General features: G+C 42.4%; 34 protein-coding genes. 4 read left to right on the plus strand and 30 right to left on the minus strand.

Annotation, left to right across the window (positions count from 1 at the left end; genetic code table 11):
• Nucleotides 1–97 precede the first annotated feature (97 nt).
• Entirely contained in the window at nt 98–763 is a 666-nt protein-coding gene (locus tag V7654_RS23085; RefSeq protein WP_335433219.1) for a KinB-signaling pathway activation protein, read from the minus strand.
• 146 nt (nt 764–909) lie between these two features.
• On the opposite strand from V7654_RS23085, the gene gerD reads away from it, so the two are divergent.
• Entirely contained in the window at nt 910–1,551 is a 642-nt protein-coding gene (gene gerD, locus V7654_RS23090) for a spore germination lipoprotein GerD (RefSeq protein WP_335433221.1), read from the plus strand.
• 88 nt (nt 1,552–1,639) lie between these two features.
• Here the strand turns inward: gerD and V7654_RS23095 are convergent, their stop codons facing one another.
• The 3 genes from V7654_RS23095 to V7654_RS23105 all read right to left on the minus strand — a co-directional run bounded on the left by V7654_RS23095 (nt 1,640) and on the right by V7654_RS23105 (nt 4,091).
• A complete protein-coding gene (locus tag V7654_RS23095) occupies nt 1,640–2,692 on the minus strand; it encodes a P-loop NTPase (protein ID WP_335433222.1) in 1,053 nt (350 codons plus the stop codon).
• Between the two features lie 157 nt (nt 2,693–2,849).
• Complete coding sequence (gene cwlD, locus V7654_RS23100; protein ID WP_335433223.1) at nt 2,850–3,566, minus strand: N-acetylmuramoyl-L-alanine amidase CwlD; 717 nt, start codon at nt 3,564–3,566, stop codon at nt 2,850–2,852.
• An 81-nt stretch (nt 3,567–3,647) separates the two neighbouring features.
• Nucleotides 3,648–4,091: a YbaK family protein gene (locus tag V7654_RS23105; RefSeq protein ID WP_335433224.1), complete on the minus strand. Its 444-nt coding sequence runs from the start codon at nt 4,089–4,091 to the stop codon at nt 3,648–3,650.
• A 281-nt stretch (nt 4,092–4,372) separates the two neighbouring features.
• Here V7654_RS23105 and V7654_RS23110 point away from each other — a divergent pair, with 281 nt between their 5' ends.
• The 3 genes from V7654_RS23110 to V7654_RS23120 all read left to right on the plus strand — a co-directional run bounded on the left by V7654_RS23110 (nt 4,373) and on the right by V7654_RS23120 (nt 7,076).
• On the plus strand, nt 4,373–5,338 hold the full coding sequence (locus tag V7654_RS23110; protein WP_335433226.1) for a S8 family peptidase: 966 nt from the start codon (nt 4,373–4,375) through the stop codon (nt 5,336–5,338).
• Entirely contained in the window at nt 5,335–6,138 is an 804-nt protein-coding gene (locus V7654_RS23115) for an endonuclease I family protein (RefSeq protein ID WP_335433227.1), read from the plus strand. The genes V7654_RS23110 and V7654_RS23115 overlap by 4 nt, the downstream gene beginning before the upstream one ends.
• Nucleotides 6,139–6,365: 227 nt before the next feature.
• Nucleotides 6,366–7,076, plus strand: a complete 711-nt coding sequence (locus V7654_RS23120) for a hypothetical protein (RefSeq protein WP_335433228.1) — start codon at nt 6,366–6,368, stop codon at nt 7,074–7,076.
• Nucleotides 7,077–7,143: 67 nt separating this feature from the next.
• Here the strand turns inward: V7654_RS23120 and V7654_RS23125 are convergent, their stop codons facing one another.
• From V7654_RS23125 to rplN, 26 genes are all read right to left on the minus strand, one after another.
• Nucleotides 7,144–7,509, minus strand: coding sequence for a hypothetical protein (locus V7654_RS23125; RefSeq protein WP_335433229.1), 366 nt, complete (start codon nt 7,507–7,509; stop codon nt 7,144–7,146).
• Nucleotides 7,510–7,784: 275 nt separating this feature from the next.
• Entirely contained in the window at nt 7,785–8,177 is a 393-nt protein-coding gene (rpsI, locus tag V7654_RS23130) for a 30S ribosomal protein S9 (RefSeq protein WP_207503058.1), read from the minus strand.
• A 20-nt stretch (nt 8,178–8,197) separates the two neighbouring features.
• Nucleotides 8,198–8,635, minus strand: a complete 438-nt coding sequence (rplM, locus tag V7654_RS23135) for a 50S ribosomal protein L13 (RefSeq protein WP_207503059.1) — start codon at nt 8,633–8,635, stop codon at nt 8,198–8,200.
• A 177-nt stretch (nt 8,636–8,812) separates the two neighbouring features.
• Entirely contained in the window at nt 8,813–9,577 is a 765-nt protein-coding gene (truA, locus tag V7654_RS23140; protein ID WP_335433230.1) for a tRNA pseudouridine(38-40) synthase TruA, read from the minus strand.
• A 9-nt stretch (nt 9,578–9,586) separates the two neighbouring features.
• A complete protein-coding gene (locus V7654_RS23145) occupies nt 9,587–10,384 on the minus strand; it encodes an energy-coupling factor transporter transmembrane component T family protein (protein WP_335433232.1) in 798 nt (265 codons plus the stop codon).
• Nucleotides 10,381–11,250: an energy-coupling factor ABC transporter ATP-binding protein gene (locus tag V7654_RS23150; protein ID WP_335433234.1), complete on the minus strand. Its 870-nt coding sequence runs from the start codon at nt 11,248–11,250 to the stop codon at nt 10,381–10,383. The genes V7654_RS23145 and V7654_RS23150 overlap by 4 nt, the downstream gene beginning before the upstream one ends.
• Complete coding sequence (locus tag V7654_RS23155; protein ID WP_335433235.1) at nt 11,226–12,065, minus strand: energy-coupling factor ABC transporter ATP-binding protein; 840 nt, start codon at nt 12,063–12,065, stop codon at nt 11,226–11,228. The genes V7654_RS23150 and V7654_RS23155 overlap by 25 nt, the downstream gene beginning before the upstream one ends.
• 408 nt (nt 12,066–12,473) lie before the next feature.
• The gene (gene rplQ, locus V7654_RS23160; RefSeq protein ID WP_335433236.1) at nt 12,474–12,836 is read right to left on the minus strand and encodes a 50S ribosomal protein L17; all 363 of its coding nucleotides are present in this window, start codon (nt 12,834–12,836) and stop codon (nt 12,474–12,476) included.
• 79 nt (nt 12,837–12,915) lie between these two features.
• On the minus strand, nt 12,916–13,860 hold the full coding sequence (locus tag V7654_RS23165; RefSeq protein ID WP_335433237.1) for a DNA-directed RNA polymerase subunit alpha: 945 nt from the start codon (nt 13,858–13,860) through the stop codon (nt 12,916–12,918).
• Nucleotides 13,861–14,035: 175 nt separating this feature from the next.
• Entirely contained in the window at nt 14,036–14,425 is a 390-nt protein-coding gene (gene rpsK / locus V7654_RS23170; RefSeq protein WP_335433238.1) for a 30S ribosomal protein S11, read from the minus strand.
• A gap of 24 nt (nt 14,426–14,449) precedes the next feature.
• Complete coding sequence (gene rpsM / locus V7654_RS23175) at nt 14,450–14,815, minus strand: 30S ribosomal protein S13 (RefSeq protein WP_335433239.1); 366 nt, start codon at nt 14,813–14,815, stop codon at nt 14,450–14,452.
• 23 nt (nt 14,816–14,838) lie between these two features.
• Nucleotides 14,839–14,952, minus strand: coding sequence for a 50S ribosomal protein L36 (gene rpmJ, locus V7654_RS23180; protein ID WP_003156543.1), 114 nt, complete (start codon nt 14,950–14,952; stop codon nt 14,839–14,841).
• Between the two features lie 34 nt (nt 14,953–14,986).
• A complete protein-coding gene (gene infA / locus V7654_RS23185) occupies nt 14,987–15,205 on the minus strand; it encodes a translation initiation factor IF-1 (RefSeq protein WP_075980338.1) in 219 nt (72 codons plus the stop codon).
• A gap of 231 nt (nt 15,206–15,436) precedes the next feature.
• Nucleotides 15,437–16,183 carry a type I methionyl aminopeptidase gene (map, locus tag V7654_RS23190; RefSeq protein ID WP_335433240.1) on the minus strand — a complete coding sequence of 249 codons (747 nt, stop codon included), beginning with the start codon at nt 16,181–16,183 and terminating at the stop codon, nt 15,437–15,439.
• Nucleotides 16,183–16,833 (minus strand): adenylate kinase, encoded by a 651-nt coding sequence (locus V7654_RS23195; protein ID WP_335433242.1) that lies wholly within the window; start codon nt 16,831–16,833, stop codon nt 16,183–16,185. The genes map and V7654_RS23195 overlap by 1 nt, the downstream gene beginning before the upstream one ends.
• A 58-nt stretch (nt 16,834–16,891) precedes the next feature.
• A complete protein-coding gene (gene secY / locus V7654_RS23200; RefSeq protein WP_335433243.1) occupies nt 16,892–18,187 on the minus strand; it encodes a preprotein translocase subunit SecY in 1,296 nt (431 codons plus the stop codon).
• Nucleotides 18,187–18,627, minus strand: a complete 441-nt coding sequence (rplO, locus tag V7654_RS23205; RefSeq protein WP_207503069.1) for a 50S ribosomal protein L15 — start codon at nt 18,625–18,627, stop codon at nt 18,187–18,189. Before rplO ends, secY begins: the two co-directional genes overlap by 1 nt.
• A 33-nt stretch (nt 18,628–18,660) precedes the next feature.
• The gene (gene rpmD / locus V7654_RS23210; RefSeq protein WP_207503070.1) at nt 18,661–18,843 is read right to left on the minus strand and encodes a 50S ribosomal protein L30; all 183 of its coding nucleotides are present in this window, start codon (nt 18,841–18,843) and stop codon (nt 18,661–18,663) included.
• 13 nt (nt 18,844–18,856) lie between these two features.
• Nucleotides 18,857–19,357 carry a 30S ribosomal protein S5 gene (gene rpsE, locus V7654_RS23215; protein WP_207503071.1) on the minus strand — a complete coding sequence of 167 codons (501 nt, stop codon included), beginning with the start codon at nt 19,355–19,357 and terminating at the stop codon, nt 18,857–18,859.
• Nucleotides 19,358–19,381: 24 nt separating this feature from the next.
• Entirely contained in the window at nt 19,382–19,741 is a 360-nt protein-coding gene (rplR, locus tag V7654_RS23220; protein WP_335433244.1) for a 50S ribosomal protein L18, read from the minus strand.
• A gap of 32 nt (nt 19,742–19,773) precedes the next feature.
• The gene (gene rplF, locus V7654_RS23225; RefSeq protein ID WP_335433245.1) at nt 19,774–20,310 is read right to left on the minus strand and encodes a 50S ribosomal protein L6; all 537 of its coding nucleotides are present in this window, start codon (nt 20,308–20,310) and stop codon (nt 19,774–19,776) included.
• A gap of 31 nt (nt 20,311–20,341) precedes the next feature.
• Complete coding sequence (rpsH, locus tag V7654_RS23230) at nt 20,342–20,740, minus strand: 30S ribosomal protein S8 (protein WP_335433247.1); 399 nt, start codon at nt 20,738–20,740, stop codon at nt 20,342–20,344.
• 30 nt (nt 20,741–20,770) lie between these two features.
• The gene (rpsN, locus tag V7654_RS23235; protein ID WP_009499044.1) at nt 20,771–20,956 is read right to left on the minus strand and encodes a 30S ribosomal protein S14; all 186 of its coding nucleotides are present in this window, start codon (nt 20,954–20,956) and stop codon (nt 20,771–20,773) included.
• A gap of 25 nt (nt 20,957–20,981) precedes the next feature.
• Complete coding sequence (gene rplE / locus V7654_RS23240; protein ID WP_207503074.1) at nt 20,982–21,521, minus strand: 50S ribosomal protein L5; 540 nt, start codon at nt 21,519–21,521, stop codon at nt 20,982–20,984.
• Nucleotides 21,522–21,547: 26 nt separating this feature from the next.
• Complete coding sequence (rplX, locus tag V7654_RS23245; RefSeq protein WP_335433249.1) at nt 21,548–21,859, minus strand: 50S ribosomal protein L24; 312 nt, start codon at nt 21,857–21,859, stop codon at nt 21,548–21,550.
• Between the two features lie 34 nt (nt 21,860–21,893).
• Nucleotides 21,894–22,262, minus strand: a complete 369-nt coding sequence (rplN, locus tag V7654_RS23250; RefSeq protein WP_335433251.1) for a 50S ribosomal protein L14 — start codon at nt 22,260–22,262, stop codon at nt 21,894–21,896.
• Nucleotides 22,263–22,284: the final 22 nt, after the last annotated feature.

Consider the following 22,284-nt stretch of genomic DNA (forward strand, 5'->3'; position numbering starts at 1 on the left):
AACGGAAATCAACAGACCCCTTTTACATTCCAACCAAAATAAAAAACTGTAGACAAGATCGATATCATCGAATTTGGCTACAGTCTGAACCGTCCAATTAAGCATTGGACGGTTTTTTTTGTGCTTTTTTATTCGCTTTTATGTTCCTATCAAGGGCTTTGCGCTCCTCAATCGATTTTTGATTTAACTTGTGAAGAACCAGCAGCTGATATGCGTTACAAATTAACAACGGGAAAAGCATAAGGTATAGCCAGCTATGTTCGTTAACCCGCAAAACCGGAACCCACTCTATCACTGTTACAACCACCATGAAAAATAATGCTGGGATAAATGCATCTTTGTTCGTTTGTTTTGCTTTTAGAAAAGCTGTAACAAGGCCTGCAATCAAAACAATCCCTGCAAGTCCCAAGTATGGCAGGATGCTTTCCCCTTTTTCTGCAAATGAATTAAAACGAAAATATACAAGATCAAATAATACAAAGGCAATCAAAATAAACTGCACCGCATTCCAAAGAGATCTAAAAATGCCAAGTCCAAAGCGGTGAACCGTCAAGTAAGCAAAGAACCCCATTTGGCTAAGTATGCTAAATATAAGTCCTACACCCATAAGCCATAATAAGATTGAAAGGAACTCCATAATGCTAAAATCATTTAATAACTGCTGGAACTCACTCCAGCGGACAATAAAACCAACCACGCCCGTTGTCACAGCTCCTATAACAAGGGTGGTAAGAAATAAGTTAACCCAATTACGGCTTGTCAAAATTTTTTCCCCCATAAAAAAAATAAACTGCACTACTTAATTGTACCAATGCATGTATGAAAAATCTAGGTGCCCGCTTGGTGTATAACATTTTGCCTTATAACTCATTCTAAGATTAGGGCTGTCTATGTGAAAGGGGAATGAATATGAAGAAGATGATGAAAATTGTACTCCCCGCTACCTTTTTACTTTTAGCTGCCGGCTGTGCTCCAACAGAGTCAGGCGGGGGACAAGTTGATTACGAAGAAACAAAGAAGATGGTAGTCGACATCCTTAAAACTGATGATGGCAAAAAAGCTATCCAGGAAGTGATGGGCGACGATGGCATGAAACAAAAATTAATAATGGACCAGCCGGTCGTAACCGATACAATCGAAAAGACATTAACATCTGAAAAAGGAATGGATTTTTGGAAGAAGTCCTTTGAGGATCCGAAATTCGCCGAAAGTGTCGCAAAAAGCATGAAGAAAGAAAATGAAAAACTGTTGAAAGACCTGATGAAGGATCCTGAATATAAAGGCATGATGATTGAGGTTATGAAGGATCCGGAACTGGAAAAAGAATTGACTACTCTTCTAAAGAGCAAAGAGTATCGTGAACACTTACAAAAAGTCATGTCTGAAACCTTTGAGAGCCCGCTTTTCAAGGCAAAACTGCAGGCCCTGATTGTAAAAGCAGCTGAGGAACTCCCAACTCAGAAACCTGAAGGCGGCGGAGATGGTGGCGGTAATAGCGGTGGCGGCGGAGGATCCAGCGATTCTGGCGGTGGATCTTCTGGAGGACAGTAATTCTCAGTGAATTTCACTAAAGCAGCAAAATTTAAAAAGCCTCTCCCTAATTGAACGGGAGAGGCTTCTTTTTGCGAAAGAAAACAGACTACTTGTCGAGCATATGGATGATTTCTTGGGCGATGTTCGTATAAATTGCGCCAATTTGATCATCCTCCTGGTAGATTGAAGGAGCAAAATCCTCTTCGTTCCAGGTTGGCTGGCCTAAAGGCAGCCTTCCTAAAAGCTTAGTATTTAGCTCATCAGCTAGTTTATCCCCGCCGCCTTGGCCAAAGACATACTCTTTTTCCTCAGTCAGCTTGCTTTCAAAGTAAGACATATTTTCAATAACGCCAAGGATTTCATGTTCAGTTCTTAATGCCATAGCACCTGCTCGGGCAGCAACGAATGCTGCTGTCGGATGCGGTGTTGTAACAATAATTTCTTTGCAAGTTGGCAGCATAGTATGTACATCTAATGCTACATCCCCCGTACCTGGTGGCAAATCAAGCAGCAGGTAATCAAGCTCTCCCCATTCAACCTCATTGAAGAAGCTGTTCAGCATTTTTCCGAGCATTGGCCCACGCCAGATAATCGGTGCATTGTCTTCAACAAAGAATCCCATAGAGATTACTTTTACTCCATGTCTTTCTACTGGGATAATCCTTTCTCCTCTAACAACCGGACGCTTCGTGATGCCCATCATGTCCGGAACACTGAATCCGTAAATATCAGCGTCAACTAGTCCAACTTTTTTGCCAAGACGTGCAAGTGAAACGGCAAGGTTTACAGATACAGTCGACTTACCTACTCCACCTTTACCACTTGCGATGGCAATGAACGTCGTTTTGCTATTTGGTGAAAGCAAGCCTTCCTCCTCAGGTGACGCTGTCTGGAATTTCGAAAGAACCTCCGCAGGAAGTTCAGTGAATCTTAATCCAACTGTTTCTGCCCCTGCTTCTTTTAAAAGGTTAACGATTTGCGTCTGGAGTTGCAGCTGTTCCGCTGTACCCGTTTTAGCAATCCCAATTTTAACGCTTACATGATTCTTCTCTTCTTTGATCTTAATTTCTTCGATCGCATTTATTTCTCCGAGTGTTTTATGTAAAAATGGTTCCTTAAGGTCTTTTAAAAGTTCACGTACCTTAGCTTCAGATAACATAATGACACCCTCCTCTATAAATTTTAATTCACTCACAGTATAACACATTAGAATAATTACTAAGTGTTAAACCTATCACACATTTCTGAAATATTGTTACCTGATTTTTTCAGGATAAAACCTTCCCACATAAAAAAGAAGGATCACTGACCCTTCTTTAGTTGTTCCAGAATTTTTGTTCATCGGTAAAATAGCGAAGCATTCCCTCATAGATCGAGGCTGCGACCTTTTCCTGGTAAGCCTCTTGTCTGAGGTTCGCTTCTTCCTCAGGATTGGACAGGAACCCAATCTCTAGTAACACCCCAGGTTTATTTGTATGTTTTAACAAATAGATATCATTTGCTGGCTTCGCTTTACGGTCTGTATTTTCCAGATTCCGGCGCAATTCATCCTGAATCAATTTTGCCGCCCTTTTGTTTTCTTTAAAATGGGTAGAGTAAAACGTTTGGGCCCCCTTCCATCTCGGAGAAGGGATCGCATTCAAGTGGATGGTCGCAAAAAAGTCTGCCTCTGATTCATTAATCAAATCAAGCCGCCTTTTTAAATCCTGGACCTTTCTCTTGCTATATCCCTTTAGGCCTGTATCGGCAAGGTCAACATCAGTTTCCCTTGTCATGATGACGAGCGCTCCCTGCTGTTGAAGGTAATCCCGCAATTTGAGAGCCACATTTAATGCGATATCTTTTTCAAAGGCTTCCTCTTCTCCCGCTCCAGGGTCAACGCCGCCATGGCCAGGATCAAGGTATATGATTTTTCCGGATAAAGGAAGATTCCATGATTCCCATGAATCGTTTTCAGCAAAATCATACTGCAATATAAGGAACAACACGGCCAGGCCGGCTGCAAATAAGATCATTTTAAATTTTTTCAGCATTTCTAAACCATCCTTCCCAGCTAGTCCCTGTTAATACACTATATGGGACAGGTCAATAGTTTAGAACTTATGTCATATTCTCTAATGCAGCCTTAGCTTATATTTCTTTTCACCTTTCATAAAACCCTCTCGCCACCAGCCGTCGACATACTGCTCGCATAAATAATAAAGCTCCTCCGATCCCGTACCTTCCTCACCCTTCCCCCAGAAAAGGAAAAAGTTATACAGGGTATCAATGAGGTGGCGCTCCTCTTTATCACAGCGGTACTTAACTGATTCGATCGATTCGCCAAAATAACCAAACCGGCTGAATTTCGCACCAAGCAGATACGCTTCAATCGCAACATCATAGCACGCTTCTTCTATTCCTGAATTCATCACAAGATTGGAAGTCAGCCTTGATGAACCAAAATATTGTTTCACCCTGTTCGACAGGATGTTTATTGATAATTCACGAAGCATTGATCGTTCATATTTAATTTGTTTTTCTCTTCGTTTATCTACAAAAGTCGTTACGACGTTCAAAGTATTCTCACCCCTTAGGAAATAGTGTTCAACCTTCCCGCAGGTGTAATGCAATAATAATTGACGTTTCCTTTTCCAGTTTTCTCAGCCGTTTACTGAAAAAATAATGTCTAAAAATAATCTTTTAACAATTAGGAGAAAAAGCCCAGAAACGACTCTATTTGTAAAATAAATTCTATCAAATAACACTACTATAGTTACTGTCAAATAAAATTCAGAATTGTTAGTATATTAATTACAACCAGAACTCGCTTCAATTTTATCTCTAAGGAGGGAAAGAAATGGAGCAATATGTTCGCGTTATTCCATACAAAGTGATTGAAGAGAATGAAGAAATCAATGAAGTTCCAAAGGGTGTCGAGTTAATTCAGGCACCGCAGATTTGGAATGAGACAAAAGGAAAAGGCATTACGGTTGCTATTCTGGATACTGGCTGTGAGATTTCCCATCCTGATTTGAAGGACCGCATTATCGGCGGGAGGAATTTTACCGATGATGACCGCAGCAATCCTGATCTGTATTCAGATTATAATGGTCATGGCACTCATGTTGCAGGTACGATAGCCGCGTCAGAAAATTTAGCTGGCGTCATTGGTGCTGCCCCTGAAGCAAGCTTGTTAATTGTTAAAGTACTCAACAAGGCTGGTTCAGGTAAATATGAATGGATCATTAAAGGCATCCATCATGCGATTGAGCAAAAGGCAGATATCATTTCCATGTCACTCGGCGGACCGAGCGATGTACCTGAGCTGCATGCTGCAATTCAAGCTGCCGTAGAAAATAACATCCTTGTCGTCTGCGCCGCGGGAAATGAAGGCGATGGTGATGACTCCACTAATGAATTTGCCTATCCCGGCTGCTATAACGAGGTCATTTCTGTTGGTGCGATCAACCTTGAGAGAGGTTCATCTGATTTTACAAACTCAAATAATGAAATTGATTTAGTTGCCCCAGGAGAAGGCATCCTCTCCACGTATCTTAATGGAAAGTATGCTACATTAAGCGGAACTTCCATGGCCGCTCCCCATGTTTCAGGCGCTCTTGCCTTGATAAAAACTTATGCCAACAAACATTTCGATCGTCCGCTTACTGAACCGGAGCTGTATGCGCAATTAATCAGGCGCACTGTTCCACTCGGAAATTCCCCAAAGCTTGAAGGAAATGGACTCGTTTATCTGACCGTCCCAGAGCATTTGGCCACCATCTTCGATCAAAACTTCAAAACAATGGTTTTAAATGAATTATGATCAGCATTCAAGAGGAGTGGGTCTTATCAAAGGAGGACCACCTTGATAGCATAAAAAATAAACCCTACTATGACTGTTTCCTTGATACTAGCAGAAGTAAGGAGTATTACAGCCTTATCGATTTTGAAGCAATTCATTTAGAAGAGATGCTCCATATGCATTTAGCTGCGACGCACACTGTTCTTTTGAAATACTCCCCTCACCAATACGTATATCCGTGGGTGGATCTGCAGGAAGATGGCCAGCTGAAAAGCTTATACTCCGGGCAGCAGCTGGATCCGCTGAAAATGATTGAAGACGATTTAAGACAATACAAGCTGCTTCAGGAAGGCAGATTTTCCGGTACCGAGGGGTTGATTTATAATTGTGAGCACGTTGTACCCCAGTCATGGTTTGATGGGGACGAGCCTATGAGAGGAGACCTGCACCACCTCTTCGCATGCGAACCATCGTGCAACAGGATGAGAAGCAATTTTCCATTTTATGATTTTGAGTCATACGCTCCTGAATTTACAGCCAATGTGATCCGAACAGGCTGCGGAATGGCTGAGAACCAGAAATTTGAGCCGGAATACGGGAAAGGAGTCGTAGCAAGAGCTGTGTTTTACTTTTCATTAAGGTATAAAGGAGTGATTTCACTTAAGGACCGAATGGATTCAAGACTATTGCTAAAATGGCACGAAGCTCAGCCTGTCACACGATATGAAAAGCACAGGAACGCTGCCATTCAAGAGCTGCAAGGAAACCGGAACCCCTTCATTGATTTTCCGGAAGAAGCAGAAAAGATGCTTGGGATGTAAGAGATTAGACCGCCTGTGAAAGGCGGTTTTTTTATTACCTTAAACAAAGAAGTAATGCATTGAGCTATATTGAGACTCTTTTCTCTGTCTTCCAATATTTAAAACTCGATGAAAGTGTTCAACTAGAAATACACATTCAAATCCTGCAATTACCTTACACTGTCACAAAAGAAATTCTAATGTATTGGGTAAACTAATCCAGATTACCGATGAAAGGACGGATTGCTATGTCAATGGAATGGTTTGACCGTGTAGTTGGAGAATTGCAGGACCATCTTGAATCCATATGCGAAAAATACGATCAGGAAGGCCAAATGACTGTGGAGAGAGGCTCTAAGCATCCACGTATAGAATTTTTTGTCGACTACGAAGACGGTGAAAGAGACTATTTCTACACCCTATTTTATGACCCGCACAATGAAGAATTTTATATTGAAAAGATTGATGATGAACTGGAACATCCGGCCAGAGTCATTCTTTCGGATATAGACGATATAGTGGATTCAGTTCACAAAGGTTTCCACGACTACATAAACGACGACGAAAATGGGGTTGATCTCGTTTATGCAGCAGATGATGATGACACGTTATATGTGGATACCTATGCAGATGACGAGATCGCTGACCTGGATGACGAAGAAGAAATGTACATGGCAGAATTAATAGATGAGGACGATATTCTCGAAGAAATAGATGTAGAGTGGGAAACTCCAGAGGTTACAGCGTTCCATAAAGAAGATGAGGTCGAAGTGACATACCAGTTTGGAGTAGTCCAGGAAACAGGAGATGGAGTCCTTCGTCGCATAAACCGCTTATGGACAGAAGATGACGAATTGATTAAAGATGAAACAAACTTTATCTTCACAAAGGAAGAAGCTCCTACAATCATAGCGATGATTGCAAGCCATATGGAATCATTGCAGGGATATGAAGACTGAATAAAAAAGACGGAGGCAACCATTTTTCAGCGGTTGCCTCCGTCTGATATTTTTTAACTGATATTTTTTAATCGAATACGACCAAAGAAATTCGTGCATTAAGGTTTGTATCACAACCGATCGCGCCCCGTACAATTACAATCCCGCTGTCATGCGGAACGACGTTATGAATCTCCATACTAGCTGCTCCCTGGAACGGCTTCATTTTCCCCTGAATCATTCCTATTTCTGATATCGAGGCAAACACCTTACTTTCCGAATTTACTATTCCTCCCAAGTTCAATTTCTTTTCGAAACCTTGATGGTCAACAATGTCAAAAGAGAATGACTCACCTATCCGAGAGTGACCTGCTTCACGAGGCTCATAAGTTAGCTCGTCTTTTTTATACGTCAGTTTTCTGCTGTTTTGAGAATACGGATTATAATAAGCCATTTGGACACGTTCCCCCTTCTATATTTTCCGTATAGAAGTATTCTCTGAGTCCCTGCAATATGCATTCCCTATCTAAAAAAAGTTCATAAGTCCCTTTTTTATAATGGTCAATCAGAATGTGGTCAAACTGTTTTTTAAAACATAGCTCTGTTAACCTTAACTTTTGATTTCCACTCCAATCAACATACTAAAAACACCATTTACCTTTAACAGAGCCTAAAAACATAAAAAAGACCCCCAACCGAAATGGTTGAGAGTCTTTGAAGCGCCAAAAATTAACGCTTTGAGAACTGAGGTGCACGACGAGCGCCTTTAAGACCGTATTTCTTACGTTCTTTCATACGAGCGTCACGAGTTAATAGTCCTGCACGCTTAAGTGTTGGACGGAATTCTGGGTCAGCTTGAAGTAACGCACGAGCGATACCGTGGCGGATTGCGCCAGCTTGACCAGTGTATCCACCGCCATTTACGTTTACAAGGATATCGTAGCTTCCTACAGTTTCAGTAGCAACAAGTGGCTGCTTAACTACTTCACGTAATGCTGCGAATGGGATATAGTCTTCGATTTCACGATCGTTGATTGTAATTTTTCCAGTGCCTGGTACTAAACGAACTCGTGCAACGGAGCTCTTACGACGACCGGTACCGATATATTGAACCTGTGCCAAGTTAATTACCTCCTTAATAATTATCCGCGAAGTTCGTAAACTTCAGGTTGTTGTGCTTGATGTGGATGCTCGTTACCAGCATATACATGAAGCTTTCTAAACATTTGGCGTCCAAGAGAATTCTTTGGAAGCATACCTTTGATTGCTAGCTCAAGCATTTTTTCAGCGTAGTTAGTACGCATTTCAAGAGCCGTTCTTTGCTTCAAACCACCTGGGTGCATCGTGTGGCGGTAGTAGATTTTGTCAGTAAGTTTCTTACCTGTAAGTTCAATCTTAGAAGCATTGATAATGATGACATTGTCACCAGTGTCAACATGTGGTGTGAAAGTTGGTTTATGTTTACCACGTAGAATAGCTGCAACTTCAGTTGAAAGGCGACCAAGAGTCTTGCCTTCAGCGTCAACTACGTACCATTTACGCTCGATATTGTTGGCATTTGCCATAAACGTTGTACGCATGAGTTTCCCTCCTAAATAGTCAAAAAAAAATCAAGTTTAAATTTGTTGAATATATTTTCAAACACGAAAGCTCTTCCGGGGCTGATCGTGGGTTTAAAATACATACACATGATATATTAACCTGTGGTAGAGAGATTGTCAACACCAGGATTAGTTGTCATAATGATTTTTTCAAATTTATTTCCTATTTTCTAATGAATCTTCTTCATAGAAAACCTTCCATAGATACAGTCCGTGACCAGGTGCTGTCTTGCCCGCCAGTGTGCGGTCTTTTTTTTCGAGAAGCTCTGGTATCGAATCTGCAGGTCTCCTGCCTGTGCCGATCTCCAGAAGCGTACCTACGAGAATCCTTACCATGTTGTAAAGAAAGCCATCCCCGACAAACCTGAAGATAAACTGGCCGTTCTCTTCGGAAAAATCGATTTCCTTCAATGTCCGGACCCTGTCCTCAACTTCTGTTTTAGCAGAGCAAAAACTAGTAAAATCATGAGTCCCGAGCAAATGTTTGCTAGCTGCCCTCATCACCTCAAAATCAAGGCTAAAAGGAAACTGGTACGCAAAGTTCCTTTGGAACGGATCTCGATGTTTTGATAGCAGCATAAAGTATCGATATTCTTTGCTGACAGCGTTAAAGCGCGCATGGAAATCAGGCGCCGCCAATTCAACAGTATGAATGGCAATATCAGAAGGCAGCAAGGAATTAAGCGCAATCTGCCACCTGGCAGGCTCAATTTCGAGCATGGTATCAAAATGGACAACCTGCCCCCGCGCATGCACTCCCGCGTCTGTACGGCCCGATGCGCTTATTCTGATGCCTTTACCCTTATTAAGCTTCTCAAGAGCCTTTTCAATTTCTCCCTGGACCGTCCTTTTGCCAGGCTGGACCTGGTAGCCGGAAAACATCGTGCCATCGTATGAAACTGTACATTTTAATCGCGGCATTTTAATACCCTACCCTCTTAATACAATCAATAGAATCGTGACGAGCGCCAGAAATAGAATCATGCTCGTATCAGCAGTTCCCCACTTAAGCTGGCGATACTTTGTCCGGCCTTCCCCGCCTTTATAGCCTCTTGCCTCCATAGCGACAGCAAGCTCCTCAGCCCGTTTGAATGAGCTGATGAATAGCGGGATCAATAACGGTACGATTGCTTTGATTCTCTCTTTGACCGGGCCGCTGTTATACTCAACGCCCCTTGCCGTCTGGGCCTTCATGATTTTATCTGTTTCCTGCATGAGCGTAGGAATGAATCGCAATGAAATGGACATCATCAAAGCCAGCTCATGAACAGGGAATTTCATCTTTTTCAAAGGATTAAGCAAAGTTTCCAAGCCATCTGTTATTTCGATCGGTGTCGTTGTCAGTGTTAAAAGTGAGGTGATAAGAATCAGCAGGAAAAAGCGCAAAGAAATAAAAATCCCTTGTTTGATTCCTTCTTCATAGATTTTCAGCCAGCCTATATCTAAAACGAGCTCTCCACCCTTTGTCATGAAAACATGCAGCAGGAATGTGAAGACTACTAGCAGTAAAATGGGTTTTAACCCACCGTAAAGGAATCGCACTGGTATTTTTGACATACCTACCATCAAAAGCGTATAAATTGCTAAAACGCCATATGTCCATGCGTTATTTGCAATGAAAACAACACAGACAAAAAGAAATACAATGATCAGCTTCGAACGGGGATCCATCCGATGTAAAATTGACTCTCCTGGCACATATCGGCCAAAGATCATGTTCTCCATCATTTCTGGCTGCCCCCTTCCAAAAAGCCCGCTACCATCTCGGCTAGCTCATCCTCAGAAAGGCTAATCCGGCTGAACTTAGTCTGAAAGGCTTTTTCAATCCTTAACTGCAGGCCGACTACCTCAGGAACATCCAAACCTAAATCAATCAGTGCCTGCGGATTTGAGAAAATCTCTTCAGGTGTCCCTTTTGTAAACACCTTCCCTTGATGCATGACAACAATTTTATCGGCATAACGAGCAGCGTCTTCCATGCTGTGTGTTACCAGGATCGTAGATAGGTTTTTCTTTTTATGAAGTGTATAAAATAAGTCCATAATTTCTTTTCTGCCCCTAGGATCAAGTCCTGCGGTCGGCTCGTCCAATACGATAACCTCTGGTTCCATCGCCAATACCCCAGCAATCGCAACGCGGCGCATTTGGCCGCCAGAGAGGTCGAACGGGGATTTTTCAAGAATGTCTTCAGACAGACCGACCAGCTGAATGGCTGCCCTCGCACGTTCTTTGGCTTCGTTCTCTGAAACACCAAAGTTCATCGGTCCAAAGCAAATATCCTTTTCCACTGTTTCTTCAAATAACTGGTGTTCGGGAAACTGAAAGACAATTCCAACCTTTTCACGAACACCCTTTAAATTCTTTTCTTTACGGTTCGCCTTGATCTCCCTGCTGCCAATCACAACAGAACCTTTTGTCGGCTTAAGGAGAGCGTTCAGATGCTGCAGTACCGTTGACTTCCCTGACCCAGTATGCCCGATGATCGCCAAATACGTTCCTGAAGGAATGTCGATGGATACGTCAGAAACGGCAAGACGTTCGAAAGGAGAATTAGCCTGGTAACGATATTCTACATTTTTGAGTGAGATGTCCATAATTCCGTCACCAGCTCTTCTTCAGTTAAATATGATTTTGATAGCCCAATTCCTTTTTCCCGCATTAATTTGCTCATTTTAACGGGGAACGGAATATCCAGGCCAAGTTTGATTAATTCTTCATCCATCTGAAAAATTTCTTCGGGTGTTCCTTCACGATACAGCTTCCCTTTATTCATGACGAGGATTCTGTCAGCCTTGGCTGCTTCCTCAAGATCATGTGTAATCGAAATGACCGTAATATTTTCCCGGCTTTTTAATTCACGTACTGTTTCAATGACCTCTGCACGGCCTCGAGGATCCAGCATCGAGGTAGCCTCATCAAGGATGATGATTGAAGGCTGCAGGGCAAGTACACCTGCAATTGCTACACGCTGTTTTTGGCCGCCGGACAGATGGTGCGGCTCTTGATTTAGAAAGGTTCCCATTTTGACTTTTTCAAGTGAATTTTGAACGCGCTCTACCATTAATTCTCTTGGCACGCCGTGATTTTCCAGACCAAAAGCCACATCATCCTGAACAGTTGTTCCAACGAACTGGTTATCAGGATTTTGAAAAACCATTCCGACATTTTTCCGTATATCCCAGACAGTGTCCTCCGAAAGGGTAATCCCGCATACGGATATTGAACCTTCCTGTGGAAATTGCAGCCCATTTAACAATTTGGCAAGGGTCGACTTACCCGAACCATTATGTCCTACGATGGCCAGCCATTCCCCTTCAAAAATATCAAAACTGACATTATTTAAGGCGGGCGCATTTTGTCCATCATAGCTAAAAGATACATCTTGGATGCTAACAAGGAGCTTTTTCATCTCCGTCCTCCTCTCAACTCTTCTTAACTAGCTCTTCTCTAATTTATTGCGTTCTTTATGATATAAAAAGTTTTAGAATATAAAAAAAGCCTGCACCTCTTCCCGGGCGGAAACGTTCCGCGAATTGCTGGGTCCTTAAAGGACTGGGAAGAAGTGCATGAGCTAGACGAGACAGGCAGGAAAAGCTCCGCGAGTGAATCTGGCATCAGATCCTCGCAGCAGGACGTCAATTGCATCCTGGCGTTCCTGGCCTAATGGACAGTGAGCAATCCCTCTTTTAAAGCCTGCTCATCATAACGCTCGTTTTGGCTTGTGCTGCTTTTTTCAGTTTTCGAAGTGTAAGAAAAAAAGGGGATGAAACAAGTTTGTATAAACTGTCCATCGCCCTTGCCCGAGTGTTTAAAGATATTAAACTAACTCGATAATTACCATTGGCGCACCGTCACCGCGGCGAGGTCCAAGTTTCATAATACGAGTGTATCCACCTTGGCGCTCAGCATAGCGTGGAGCGATGTCAGCGAATAATTTTTGAACTGCATCTTGGTTTGTTTCAGCGTTTGCAACTTCCTTGCGAACCCAAGCAGATGCTTGACGGCGAGCATGAAGGTCTCCGCGCTTTCCAAGAGTAATCATTTTTTCAACAACTGAACGAAGTTCTTTTGCACGTGTTTCAGTCGTTTCAATACGCTCATTGATAATCAAATCTGTTGTTAAGTCACGTAGCATTGCTTTACGCTGGGCACTTGTGCGTCCTAACTTTCTGTATCCCATGAGTGTTTCCCTCCTTTGTTGAAGTCATAAGCTGGCATTTTCAGTCTGACAGCAAAATGCCTAGTTAATCTGCAATTAACTAGTCATCTTTACGTAAGCCTAAGCCTAGCTCTTCTAGTTTTGCTTTTACTTCTTCTAGTGATTTTCTGCCTAGGTTACGAACCTTCATCATATCTTCTTCTGTCTTGTGAGCAAGCTCTTGGACAGTGTTGATTCCAGCGCGCTTCAGGCAGTTATATGAACGAACAGAAAGGTCTAGTTCTTCAATAGTCATTTCAAGAACTTTTTCTTTTTGATCTTCTTCTTTTTCAACCATGATTTCAGCATTTTGAGCTTCATCAGTCAAACCGACAAAAATATTCAAATGCTCAGTCAGGATCTTAGCACCGAGTGCAATAGCTTCCTTAGGACCTGTGCTGCCATCTGTCCATACGTCAAATACCAGCTTGTCATAATTCGTCATTTGCCCAACGCGAGTGTTTTCTACTTGATAAGATACACGTGAAACCGGTGTGTAGATTGAGTCGATTGGAATAACACCGATCGGCTGATCTTCCCGCTTGTTTGAAACAGCAGGTGTATAACCGCGTCCTCTTCTTGCAGTCAAACGCATACGCAATGAACCTTTGCTAGAAAGAGTCGCAATGTGAAGATCCGGATTAAGGATTTCAACATCACTGTCATGCGTGATACTTCCTGCAGTAATTGGACCTTCGCCCTGTAAATCGATTTCGAGTGTCTTCTCTTCATCAGAGTAGATTTTCAATGCTAATTTCTTAACATTTAAAATGATTGATGTAACATCTTCTACGACGCCTTCAATTGTTGAGAACTCATGAAGTACTCCATCGATTTGAATCGATGTAACAGCTGCACCTGGGAGTGAGGATAATAGGATACGACGTAAGGAGTTACCCAAAGTTGTACCATATCCACGCTCAAGCGGTTCTACGACAAACTTGCCGTACTTGGCATCATCGCTGATCTCAACCGTTTCGATTTTTGGTTTTTCTATTTCGATCATCAAATATACCCTCCTTCAAAACGTCGAAACCCCGGCTGGTTATTCACCACACCGAAAGTCCCCCATGTATACGTTCCCGTCTGTGCACAACAACTGGATTAATGATTTCTGTATACTAGAAAATATTTGTATCATATCCCATTATAGACAGGACTACAAATTCTATACAGAAAAATTAAACACGGCGACGTTTTGGCGGGCGGCAGCCGTTATGTGGAACTGGAGTTACATCTTTGATCGCTGTAACTTCAAGACCTGCTGCTTGTAAAGCACGGATAGCTGCTTCACGGCCAGCACCTGGTCCTTTAACAGTTACCTCTAAAGTTTTCAAACCATGTTCCATAGAAGTTTTAGCTGCAGTTTCTGCTGCCATTTGTGCTGCGAATGGAGTGGATTTACGTGAACCCTTGAAACCAAGCGAACCAGCACTAGACCATGATAATGCATTACCATGTACGTCTGTAATTGTTACGATAGTATTGTTAAAAGTTGAACGAATATGCGCAACTCCACTTTCGATATTCTTTTTGACGCGGCGTTTGCGTGTATTAGTTTTACGAGCCATTTAAATGTTACCCTCCTTTACGGATTATTTTTTCTTGTTAGCTACAGTCTTACGAGGACCTTTACGAGTACGTGCGTTGTTCTTCGTGTTTTGTCCGCGAACAGGCAAGCCACGACGATGACGCAAGCCACGGAATGAACCGATTTCGATTAGACGTTTGATGTTTAATGAAACCTCACGGCGAAGGTCACCTTCAACCTTTAATTTATCGATAAGATCACGAATCTTAGTAAGTTCTTCTTCAGTAAGATCGCGAACACGAGTGTCTTCAGAAACACCAGCTTCAGCAAGTACTTTTTCAGCAGTTGGTCTGCCAATTCCGAAAATGTATGTTAAAGAAATAACTACACGCTTTTCACGTGGAATATCTACACCAGCAATACGTGCCATCTAGATGCGCACCTCCTTTTTTATTAACCTTGTTTTTGTTTATGTTTAGGGTTTTCACAGATCACCATAACTTTGCCTTTTCTGCGAATAACTTTACACTTTTCGCAGATTGGCTTAACAGATGGTCTCACTTTCATTACTCTAACCTCCTTGATAGTACGGAGTCACGGTTTATTTAAAGCGGTAGGTAATTCTTCCGCGAGTCAAATCATATGGAGAAAGCTCTACTGTTACTTTATCTCCAGGCAAGATACGAATGAAGTGCATTCTGATTTTGCCGGAAACATGAGCCAACACTGTATGACCATTCTCTAATTCTACCTTAAACATTGCATTAGGCAAAGTTTCAGTTACTGTGCCTTCGATTTCAATTACATCATCTTTCGCCATAAACTGGTCTCCCTTCTTAATTCAAATACGTATTTAAATCTTATGCCCCGCATTGGCGAAGCTTAGCTTTCCATTTTTGACACGGCCTATACAGCAATGCATTTGAGATAATTGCTGAGAAAAATACTCAACCTTATGATTATACCATAAAGCTGGCATCCCGTCCGCATAGAAATTACAATTTGGCCTATTTTAAGACTAAAAACAGAATCAGGTGTCCGACACTTTCTATCAGGCTTTAGTTAATATCTCGAAGCCAGTTTCAGTGATCGCGATTGTATGCTCAAAGTGAGCACACACTTTACCGTCAACCGTTACGACAGTCCAATCATCGGCTAACGTTTTAACATAGCGGCTTCCTGCATTCACCATCGGTTCTACACATAGAACCATTCCAGGCCTTAGCCTTGGACCCTTGTTAGGAGGGCCGTAATGAGGAATTTGCGGGTCCTCATGCAATTCTTGCCCAATTCCATGGCCGACATACTCGCGAACAATAGAAAAACCTTCAGATTCCACATACGTTTGAATAGCATGGGAGATGTTCGAAAGATGTTCTCCTGGCTTGGCTTCTTTCAAGCCTCTGAACAAAGACTCTTCGGTCACGTCTAAAAGACGCTGAGCTTCCTCATCAATATTGCCTACCGGATAAGTCCAAGCAGAGTCCCCGTGGTATCCGTTGTACTTCGCACCGATATCGATACTGATGATGTCGCCTTCTTTAAGAACCCGTCCGCCAGGAATCCCGTGAACTAGTTCGTTATTGACAGATGCACAGATGCTGCCGCGAAAACCATTATAACCTTTAAAAGAAGGAGTAGCACCTTGTTTGCGTATAAAATCTTCTGCAATGGCATCCAATTCTTTAGTTGTAATGCCAGGAGCAACATGCTTCTTCAACTCCTGGTGAGTCAACGCTACAATGCGACCTGCTTCTCGCATAATTTCTATTTCACGAGGGGTTTTACAAATGATCATTAATTTAAGCCCCCAAGCAATTCTTCGATATCAGCAAAAACTTTATCAATATCCTGCTGACCGTTGATATTGCGTAAGTAACCTTTATCTTCATAGAAGTTTAACAGAGGCTTTGTTTGCTGGATGTTGACATCCAGGCGATTTTGAACTGTTTCGGCATTATCATCAGCACGCTGATAAAGTTCTCCGCCACATCGGTCGCATACGCCTTCCTCAGAAGGTGGATTGAACACGAGGTGGTAAGTAGCCCCACAGTTTTTACAAATCCTGCGTCCTGTTAAACGCTCCATTAGAATACTTTGATCTACATCGATATTGATGACAAAATCGATTTTTTTATCAAGATCAGCAAGCATAGTGTCCAGTGCCTCAGCCTGGGCAACAGTGCGCGGGAATCCATCTAAAAGGAAACCTTTGCCACAGTCATCCTTGCTTAAGCGCTCACGGACGATCCCAATCGTTACTTCATCAGGAACTAGCTCTCCCTTGTCCATAAACGATTTTGCTTTTAATCCAAGTTCCGTTCCTTCTTTGATAGCTGCACGGAACATATCTCCTGTTGAGATATGAGGGATGTTGTATTTCACAACAATTTTATCGGCTTGCGTGCCCTTACCGGCACCCGGAAGCCCCATCAGAACCAAATTCACAAGATTTCCCCCCTCAGTCTCTATTTAAAGATTCAGGGAACAAAGGGTCCCCTAAATCTTATTTAATAAAGCCTTTATAATGGCGTTTTACAAGTTGAGCTTCAAGCTGCTTCATTGTTTCAAGCGCAACGCCGACAACAATCAGCAAACTTGTTCCGCCAATCTGTACTGATTGAGGCAGACCAGCAAATTTAATGAATAATACTGGCAGCACAGAGATTACTGAAAGGAAGATCGCGCCAACCAAAGTCAGGCGATACAGAACCTTAGTCAAGTATTCTTGTGTGTTTTTGCCAGGACGGATGCCTGGAACATATCCACCTTGCTTCTTCAAGTTTTCAGCAACCTGTTCAGGATTCACCTGGATGAACGCATAGAAATACGTGAACGCAATGATCAGAGCCACATACACGACCATACCGATCGGCTGTGTGTAATCGAACGTCTTCTGAATCCAAAGTGTAACATCATTGGTGCCGAAGAATTGAGCGATTGTCGGAGGTGTAACGACAAACGAGATTGCAAAGATAACCGGGATAACACCAGCTGCATTCACTTTCAAAGGAAGGTGAGTGTTCTGGCCGCCAACCGAATTATTTCCTGCACTCATGCGTTTAGCGTACTGAATAGGTATTTTACGTGTTGCCTGCTGAATGAAAATGACACCAACGATAATAGCGATAACAGCTATCAGAATTAACAGGACAGTAACAATGCGAAGGAACAACGCCTCACCTGCATCTTCAAATTGCTGAGCATAAATCTGGTTTGCCATAGTCGGAATTCCAGCAGCAATACCTGCAAAGATAATGATTGAGATACCGTTTCCTACTCCCTTTGCCGTGATCTGCTCACCTAACCACATTAAGAATGCAGTTCCGGCAGTCAAGACCGTAGCGATCAGCAAGTAAGTTCCGATACCTGAGCTTTGGATTAATAATCCGCCAGCCATATTATTAAAGCCATAAGACATACCGAGTGCCTGGATAAAACCAAGAACGATCGTGAAATAGCGGGTAAACTGAGCTAATTTACGGCGTCCGACTTCTCCTTGCTTGGACCATTCAGTAAACTTAGGCACAACATCCATCTGTAATAGTTGAATGATGATGGAAGCGGTGATGTAAGGCATGATTCCCATTGCGAAAATGGAGAAATTCTTCAGCGCACCGCCGCCAAATGTATTTAGCACTCCGAAAACACTCATGTCATCTTGTGCTCTTAAAATATCTGCATTTACGTTCGGAACAGGAATAAATGAGCCGAGACGAAATACAATCAACATTAAAAGGGTGAAGAAGATTTTATTTCTAATTTCACCCACGCGCATAAAATTGGAGATTGTCTGGAACATTAAATCACCTCAGTTTGACCGCCAGCAGCTTCGATAGCTTCTTTGGCTGTAGAGGAGAACTTATGAGCTTTAACAGTTAGCTTCTTGTCTAAGCTTCCTTTAGCAAGTACTTTCACACCTGCTAATTCTTTCTTAACAAGACCTGTTTCGATTAAAAGTTCTGGAGTCACTTCAGTTCCATCTTCGAATACGTTTAGAGCATCAAGGTTAACGACTGCATATTCTTTGCGGTTGATGTTTGTGAAACCGCGTTTTGGCAAGCGTCGGAATAAAGGAGTTTGACCACCTTCAAAACCAAGGCGAACACCGCCGCCAGAACGTGCGTTTTGACCTTTATGACCCTTACCAGCAGTTTTACCTTGGCCAGAACCGATACCACGTCCTAGACGCTTACGTTCTTTACGAGAACCTTCTGCAGGCTTTAATTCATGAAGTTTCATGTTGGCACCTCCTTATTTTAAAGAAGAATAAAATTATTTTTCGTTTACTGAAACAAGATGAGAAACTTTGTTGATCATGCCGCGGATTGCTGCATTATCAGCTTGCTCAACTGTTTGGTTAACTTTACGTAGACCAAGAGCCTTAACTGTTTCGCGCTGATCTTGCGGACGGCCGATCAAGCTGCGAGTGAGGGTAATTTCTAATTTGTTAGCCATTTGATTTCCCTCCTTATCCTAACAGTTCTTCCACAGATTTACCGCGTAACTTTGCTACGTCTTCTGCACGCTTAAGTTGTTTTAATCCGTCAAGAGTTGCACGAACCATATTAATTGGTGTGTTTGTTCCTAATGATTTAGAAAGGATGTCAGCAACACCAGCTAATTCTAGAACCGCACGAACTGGTCCACCAGCGATAACTCCTGTACCTTCAGAAGCAGGCTTCAGAAGGATTTCACCAGCACCAAAGTGTCCGATAACCTGGTGTGGAATTGTAGTACCAACCATAGGTACTTGGATTAGGTTCTTCTTCGCATCTTCGATAGCTTTGCGAATCGCTTCAGGTACTTCTTGAGCTTTACCAGTACCGAAACCGACATGACCGTTTTTATCTCCTACTACTACAAGAGCAGAAAAACGGAAACGGCGTCCACCTTTAACAACTTTCGCAACACGGTTAACCGTAACTACGCGTTCTTCAAGTTCAAGTTTGTTTGGATCAATACGACGCATCTTTTTGTGTCCCTCCTTTTTCTATTAAAATTCTAAGCCGTTTTCACGAGCAGCATCAGCAAGGACCTGGATGCGGCCATGATAGAGGTATCCGCCACGGTCAAATACTACTGATTTATAACCTTTTTCCACAGCACGCTTAGCGATAAGTTCACCAATTGTCTTAGCTGCTTCAAGGTTATTGCCTTCAACATTAACTTCTTTATCTAAAGTAGAAGCACTTGCTAAAGTTACTCCCTTTACATCGTCAATTAATTGAGCGTAAATGTGCTTGTTAGAACGGAACACATTTAGACGAGGACGAGCTTCAGTTCCGCTAAGTTTCGCACGAACACGACCATGTCTTTTACGGCGAGTAGCGTTTTTATCAGCCTTCGTAATCATTTACGTCACTCCTTTCGTTAACCTATGCGACCTTACTTACCTGTTTTACCTTCTTTACGGCGTACAAATTCGCCTTCATAACGAATACCTTTACCTTTGTAAGGCTCTGGCGGACGTACGTCACGGATGTTAGCAGCTAATGCGCCAACACGCTCTTTGTCAGTTCCTTTTACAATTACCTTAGTGTTTGCAGGAACTTCGATCTCGATGCCAGTTTCTGGCTCGATTTCTACTGGATGAGAATAACCTACGCTAAGTACAAGCTTGTTGCCTTGCTTAGAAGCACGGTAACCGACACCTACTAGCTCAAGAGTTCTTTCAAATCCTTTAGATACACCTTCAACCATGTTCGCAAGGACCGCGCGAGTCGTTCCGTGCAATGCACGATGTTCTTTTGCGTCAGATGGACGAGAGATGTTGATTACGTTATCTTCAACCTTAATTTCGATATCAGCGTGAAAAGTACGAGACAATTCACCTTTTGGTCCTTTAACTGTTACGTTGTTGTTATCAAGAGTAACAGTAACACCAGCTGGAATTTCAATTGGTTTTTTACCTACGCGTGACATTTGTTGCACCTCCATTCATTCAGAAAATCTATTACCAAACGTATGCTAGAACTTCTCCGCCAACTTGCTTTGCGCGAGCTTCTTTGTCAGTTAAAACGCCGTTTGAAGTTGAAACAAGAGCAATACCTAAACCGTTAAGTACCTTAGGTACTTCAGTTGATTTTGCATAAACGCGAAGTCCTGGCTTGCTGATTCTCTTAAGACCAGTAATAACACGCTCGTTGTTTGCACCGTACTTCAAGAAGATACGGATGATACCTTGTTTGTTATCTTCGATATATTCAACGTCACGTACGAAGCCTTCACGCTTAAGAATCTCAGCGATTTCTTTTTTCATGTTAGAAGCAGGTACTTCTAATTTTTCGTGACGTACCATATTCGCATTACGAATACGAGTAAGCAAATCTGCAATCGGATCTGTCATGACCATTTAATTTACCTCCTTCCAGAGCTTTCAGTTTTACCAGCTAGCTTTTTTCACACCAGGAATTTGTCCTTTGTATGCTAATTCACGGAAACAAATACGGCAAAGCTTAAATTTGCGGTATACAGAGTGCGGACGGCCGCAGCGCTCACAGCGAGTGTACTCTTGTACTTTATATTTAGGCGTGCGTTTTTGTTTCGCAATCATTGATTTCTTAGCCACGTTTTCGCCTCCCTCTTATTAGAGATTACTTTTGAAATGGCATTCCGAATTGTGTTAATAGTTCACGAGCTTCTTCATCAGTGTTAGCAGTCGTTACAATAACAATGTCCATGCCACGAACTTTATTTACTTTATCGTAATCAATTTCAGGGAAGATCAATTGTTCTTTAACACCAAGAGTGTAGTTACCGCGTCCGTCGAAAGACTTCTTAGAGATACCGCGGAAGTCACGTACACGTGGTAAAGAAACTGAAATTAACTTGTCGATGAATTCGTACATGCGCTCTCCGCGAAGAGTTACTTTCGCGCCGATCGGCATACCTTCACGAAGGCGGAAACCAGCGATTGATTTCTTAGCGCGAGTCACGACTGGCTTTTGGCCTGTGATTGTTGCTAATTCTTCAACTGCAGTATCAAGAGCTTTAGCATTGGCAACAGCTTCACCAACACCCATGTTGATTACGATCTTTTCAAGCTTTGGTACTTCCATAATTGATTGATAGTTGAATTTGCTCATTAGAGCAGGAGTAATTTCATTGTTGAACTTTTCTTTTAGGCGGTTCATCGATTGTACCTCCCTTCTTCAATAGACTATTTATCTAGAACTTCACCGGATTTTTTAGCAACGCGTACCTTCTTGCCGTTTTCAACTGTGTAACCAACTCGGGTTGGCTTACCAGACTTCGCATCGATAGGCATTACGTTTGATACATGGATTGGTGCTTCCTGGTTTAAGATTCCACCTTGTGGATTCACTTGTGAAGGCTTAGCGTGCTTTTTCACGATATTGATTCCTTCAACAAGAACACGGCTTTGCTTAGGAAAAGCTTCAAGGATGATCCCTGTTTTGCCTTTGTCCTTACCAGAGATGACCATTACTTTGTCACCTTTTTTTACATGCATCTGTGTGCACCTCCTTAAAGGCATTTGAAATAGATTATAGTACTTCTGGTGCTAATGATACGATTTTCATGAAGTTGTTTTCACGAAGCTCACGTGCAACCGGTCCAAAGATACGAGTTCCACGAGGACTCTTATCGTCACGGATGATTACACAAGCATTCTCGTCAAATTTGATGTATGAGCCGTCAGTACGGCGCATACCAGTCTTTGTACGAACAATTACTGCTTTAACAACGTCACCTTTTTTAACAACGCCACCTGGTGTTGCCTGTTTCACTGTGCAGACGATAATGTCACCAATATTAGCAGTCTTGCGGCCAGAACCGCCTAGAACTTTAATAGTTAGAACTTCACGGGCACCTGAATTATCAGCAACTTTTAAACGTGTTTCCTGTTGGATCATGCGAGTAACCTCCCTTCGGAAT

This window comes from Bacillus sp. JJ1609 (assembly GCF_036967045.1).
Taxonomy (GTDB): Bacteria; Bacillota; Bacilli; order Bacillales; family Cytobacillaceae; genus Mesobacillus.

Coding starts and splice junctions, on each gene's coding strand:
- rpmJ (WP_003156543.1), bottom strand. CDS start 14,952: ATGAAAGTGAGACCATCTGTTAAGCCAATCTGCGAAAAGTGTAAAGTT.
- V7654_RS23125 (WP_335433229.1), bottom strand. CDS start 7,509: ATGGCTTATTATAATCCGTATTCTCAAAACAGCAGAAAACTGACGTAT.
- rpsK (WP_335433238.1), bottom strand. CDS start 14,425: ATGGCTCGTAAAACTAATACACGCAAACGCCGCGTCAAAAAGAATATC.
- secY (WP_335433243.1), bottom strand. CDS start 18,187: ATGTTCCAGACAATCTCCAATTTTATGCGCGTGGGTGAAATTAGAAAT.
- V7654_RS23150 (WP_335433234.1), bottom strand. CDS start 11,250: ATGGACATCTCACTCAAAAATGTAGAATATCGTTACCAGGCTAATTCT.
- cwlD (WP_335433223.1), bottom strand. CDS start 3,566: ATGCTGAAAAAATTTAAAATGATCTTATTTGCAGCCGGCCTGGCCGTG.
- rplO (WP_207503069.1), bottom strand. CDS start 18,627: ATGAAACTTCATGAATTAAAGCCTGCAGAAGGTTCTCGTAAAGAACGT.
- rpmD (WP_207503070.1), bottom strand. CDS start 18,843: ATGGCTAACAAATTAGAAATTACCCTCACTCGCAGCTTGATCGGCCGT.
- V7654_RS23110 (WP_335433226.1), top strand. CDS start 4,373: ATGGAGCAATATGTTCGCGTTATTCCATACAAAGTGATTGAAGAGAAT.
- rpsH (WP_335433247.1), bottom strand. CDS start 20,740: ATGGTCATGACAGATCCGATTGCAGATTTGCTTACTCGTATTCGTAAT.
- rpsE (WP_207503071.1), bottom strand. CDS start 19,357: ATGCGTCGTATTGATCCAAACAAACTTGAACTTGAAGAACGCGTAGTT.
- V7654_RS23095 (WP_335433222.1), bottom strand. CDS start 2,692: ATGTTATCTGAAGCTAAGGTACGTGAACTTTTAAAAGACCTTAAGGAA.
- rplF (WP_335433245.1), bottom strand. CDS start 20,310: ATGTCACGCGTAGGTAAAAAACCAATTGAAATTCCAGCTGGTGTTACT.
- gerD (WP_335433221.1), top strand. CDS start 910: ATGAAGAAGATGATGAAAATTGTACTCCCCGCTACCTTTTTACTTTTA.
- rplR (WP_335433244.1), bottom strand. CDS start 19,741: ATGATTACGAAGGCTGATAAAAACGCTACTCGCCGTAAAAGACATGGT.
- V7654_RS23145 (WP_335433232.1), bottom strand. CDS start 10,384: ATGATGGAGAACATGATCTTTGGCCGATATGTGCCAGGAGAGTCAATT.
- rplE (WP_207503074.1), bottom strand. CDS start 21,521: ATGAACCGCCTAAAAGAAAAGTTCAACAATGAAATTACTCCTGCTCTA.
- V7654_RS23155 (WP_335433235.1), bottom strand. CDS start 12,065: ATGAAAAAGCTCCTTGTTAGCATCCAAGATGTATCTTTTAGCTATGAT.
- rpsM (WP_335433239.1), bottom strand. CDS start 14,815: ATGGCACGTATTGCTGGTGTAGATATTCCACGTGAAAAGCGTGTAGTT.
- V7654_RS23115 (WP_335433227.1), top strand. CDS start 5,335: ATGATCAGCATTCAAGAGGAGTGGGTCTTATCAAAGGAGGACCACCTT.
- map (WP_335433240.1), bottom strand. CDS start 16,183: ATGATCATTTGTAAAACCCCTCGTGAAATAGAAATTATGCGAGAAGCA.
- truA (WP_335433230.1), bottom strand. CDS start 9,577: ATGCCGCGATTAAAATGTACAGTTTCATACGATGGCACGATGTTTTCC.
- V7654_RS23120 (WP_335433228.1), top strand. CDS start 6,366: ATGTCAATGGAATGGTTTGACCGTGTAGTTGGAGAATTGCAGGACCAT.
- rplM (WP_207503059.1), bottom strand. CDS start 8,635: ATGCGTACAACGTTTATGGCAAATGCCAACAATATCGAGCGTAAATGG.
- V7654_RS23165 (WP_335433237.1), bottom strand. CDS start 13,860: ATGATCGAAATAGAAAAACCAAAAATCGAAACGGTTGAGATCAGCGAT.
- rplN (WP_335433251.1), bottom strand. CDS start 22,262: ATGATCCAACAGGAAACACGTTTAAAAGTTGCTGATAATTCAGGTGCC.
- rplX (WP_335433249.1), bottom strand. CDS start 21,859: ATGCATGTAAAAAAAGGTGACAAAGTAATGGTCATCTCTGGTAAGGAC.
- rplQ (WP_335433236.1), bottom strand. CDS start 12,836: ATGGGATACAGAAAGTTAGGACGCACAAGTGCCCAGCGTAAAGCAATG.
- infA (WP_075980338.1), bottom strand. CDS start 15,205: ATGGCGAAAGATGATGTAATTGAAATCGAAGGCACAGTAACTGAAACT.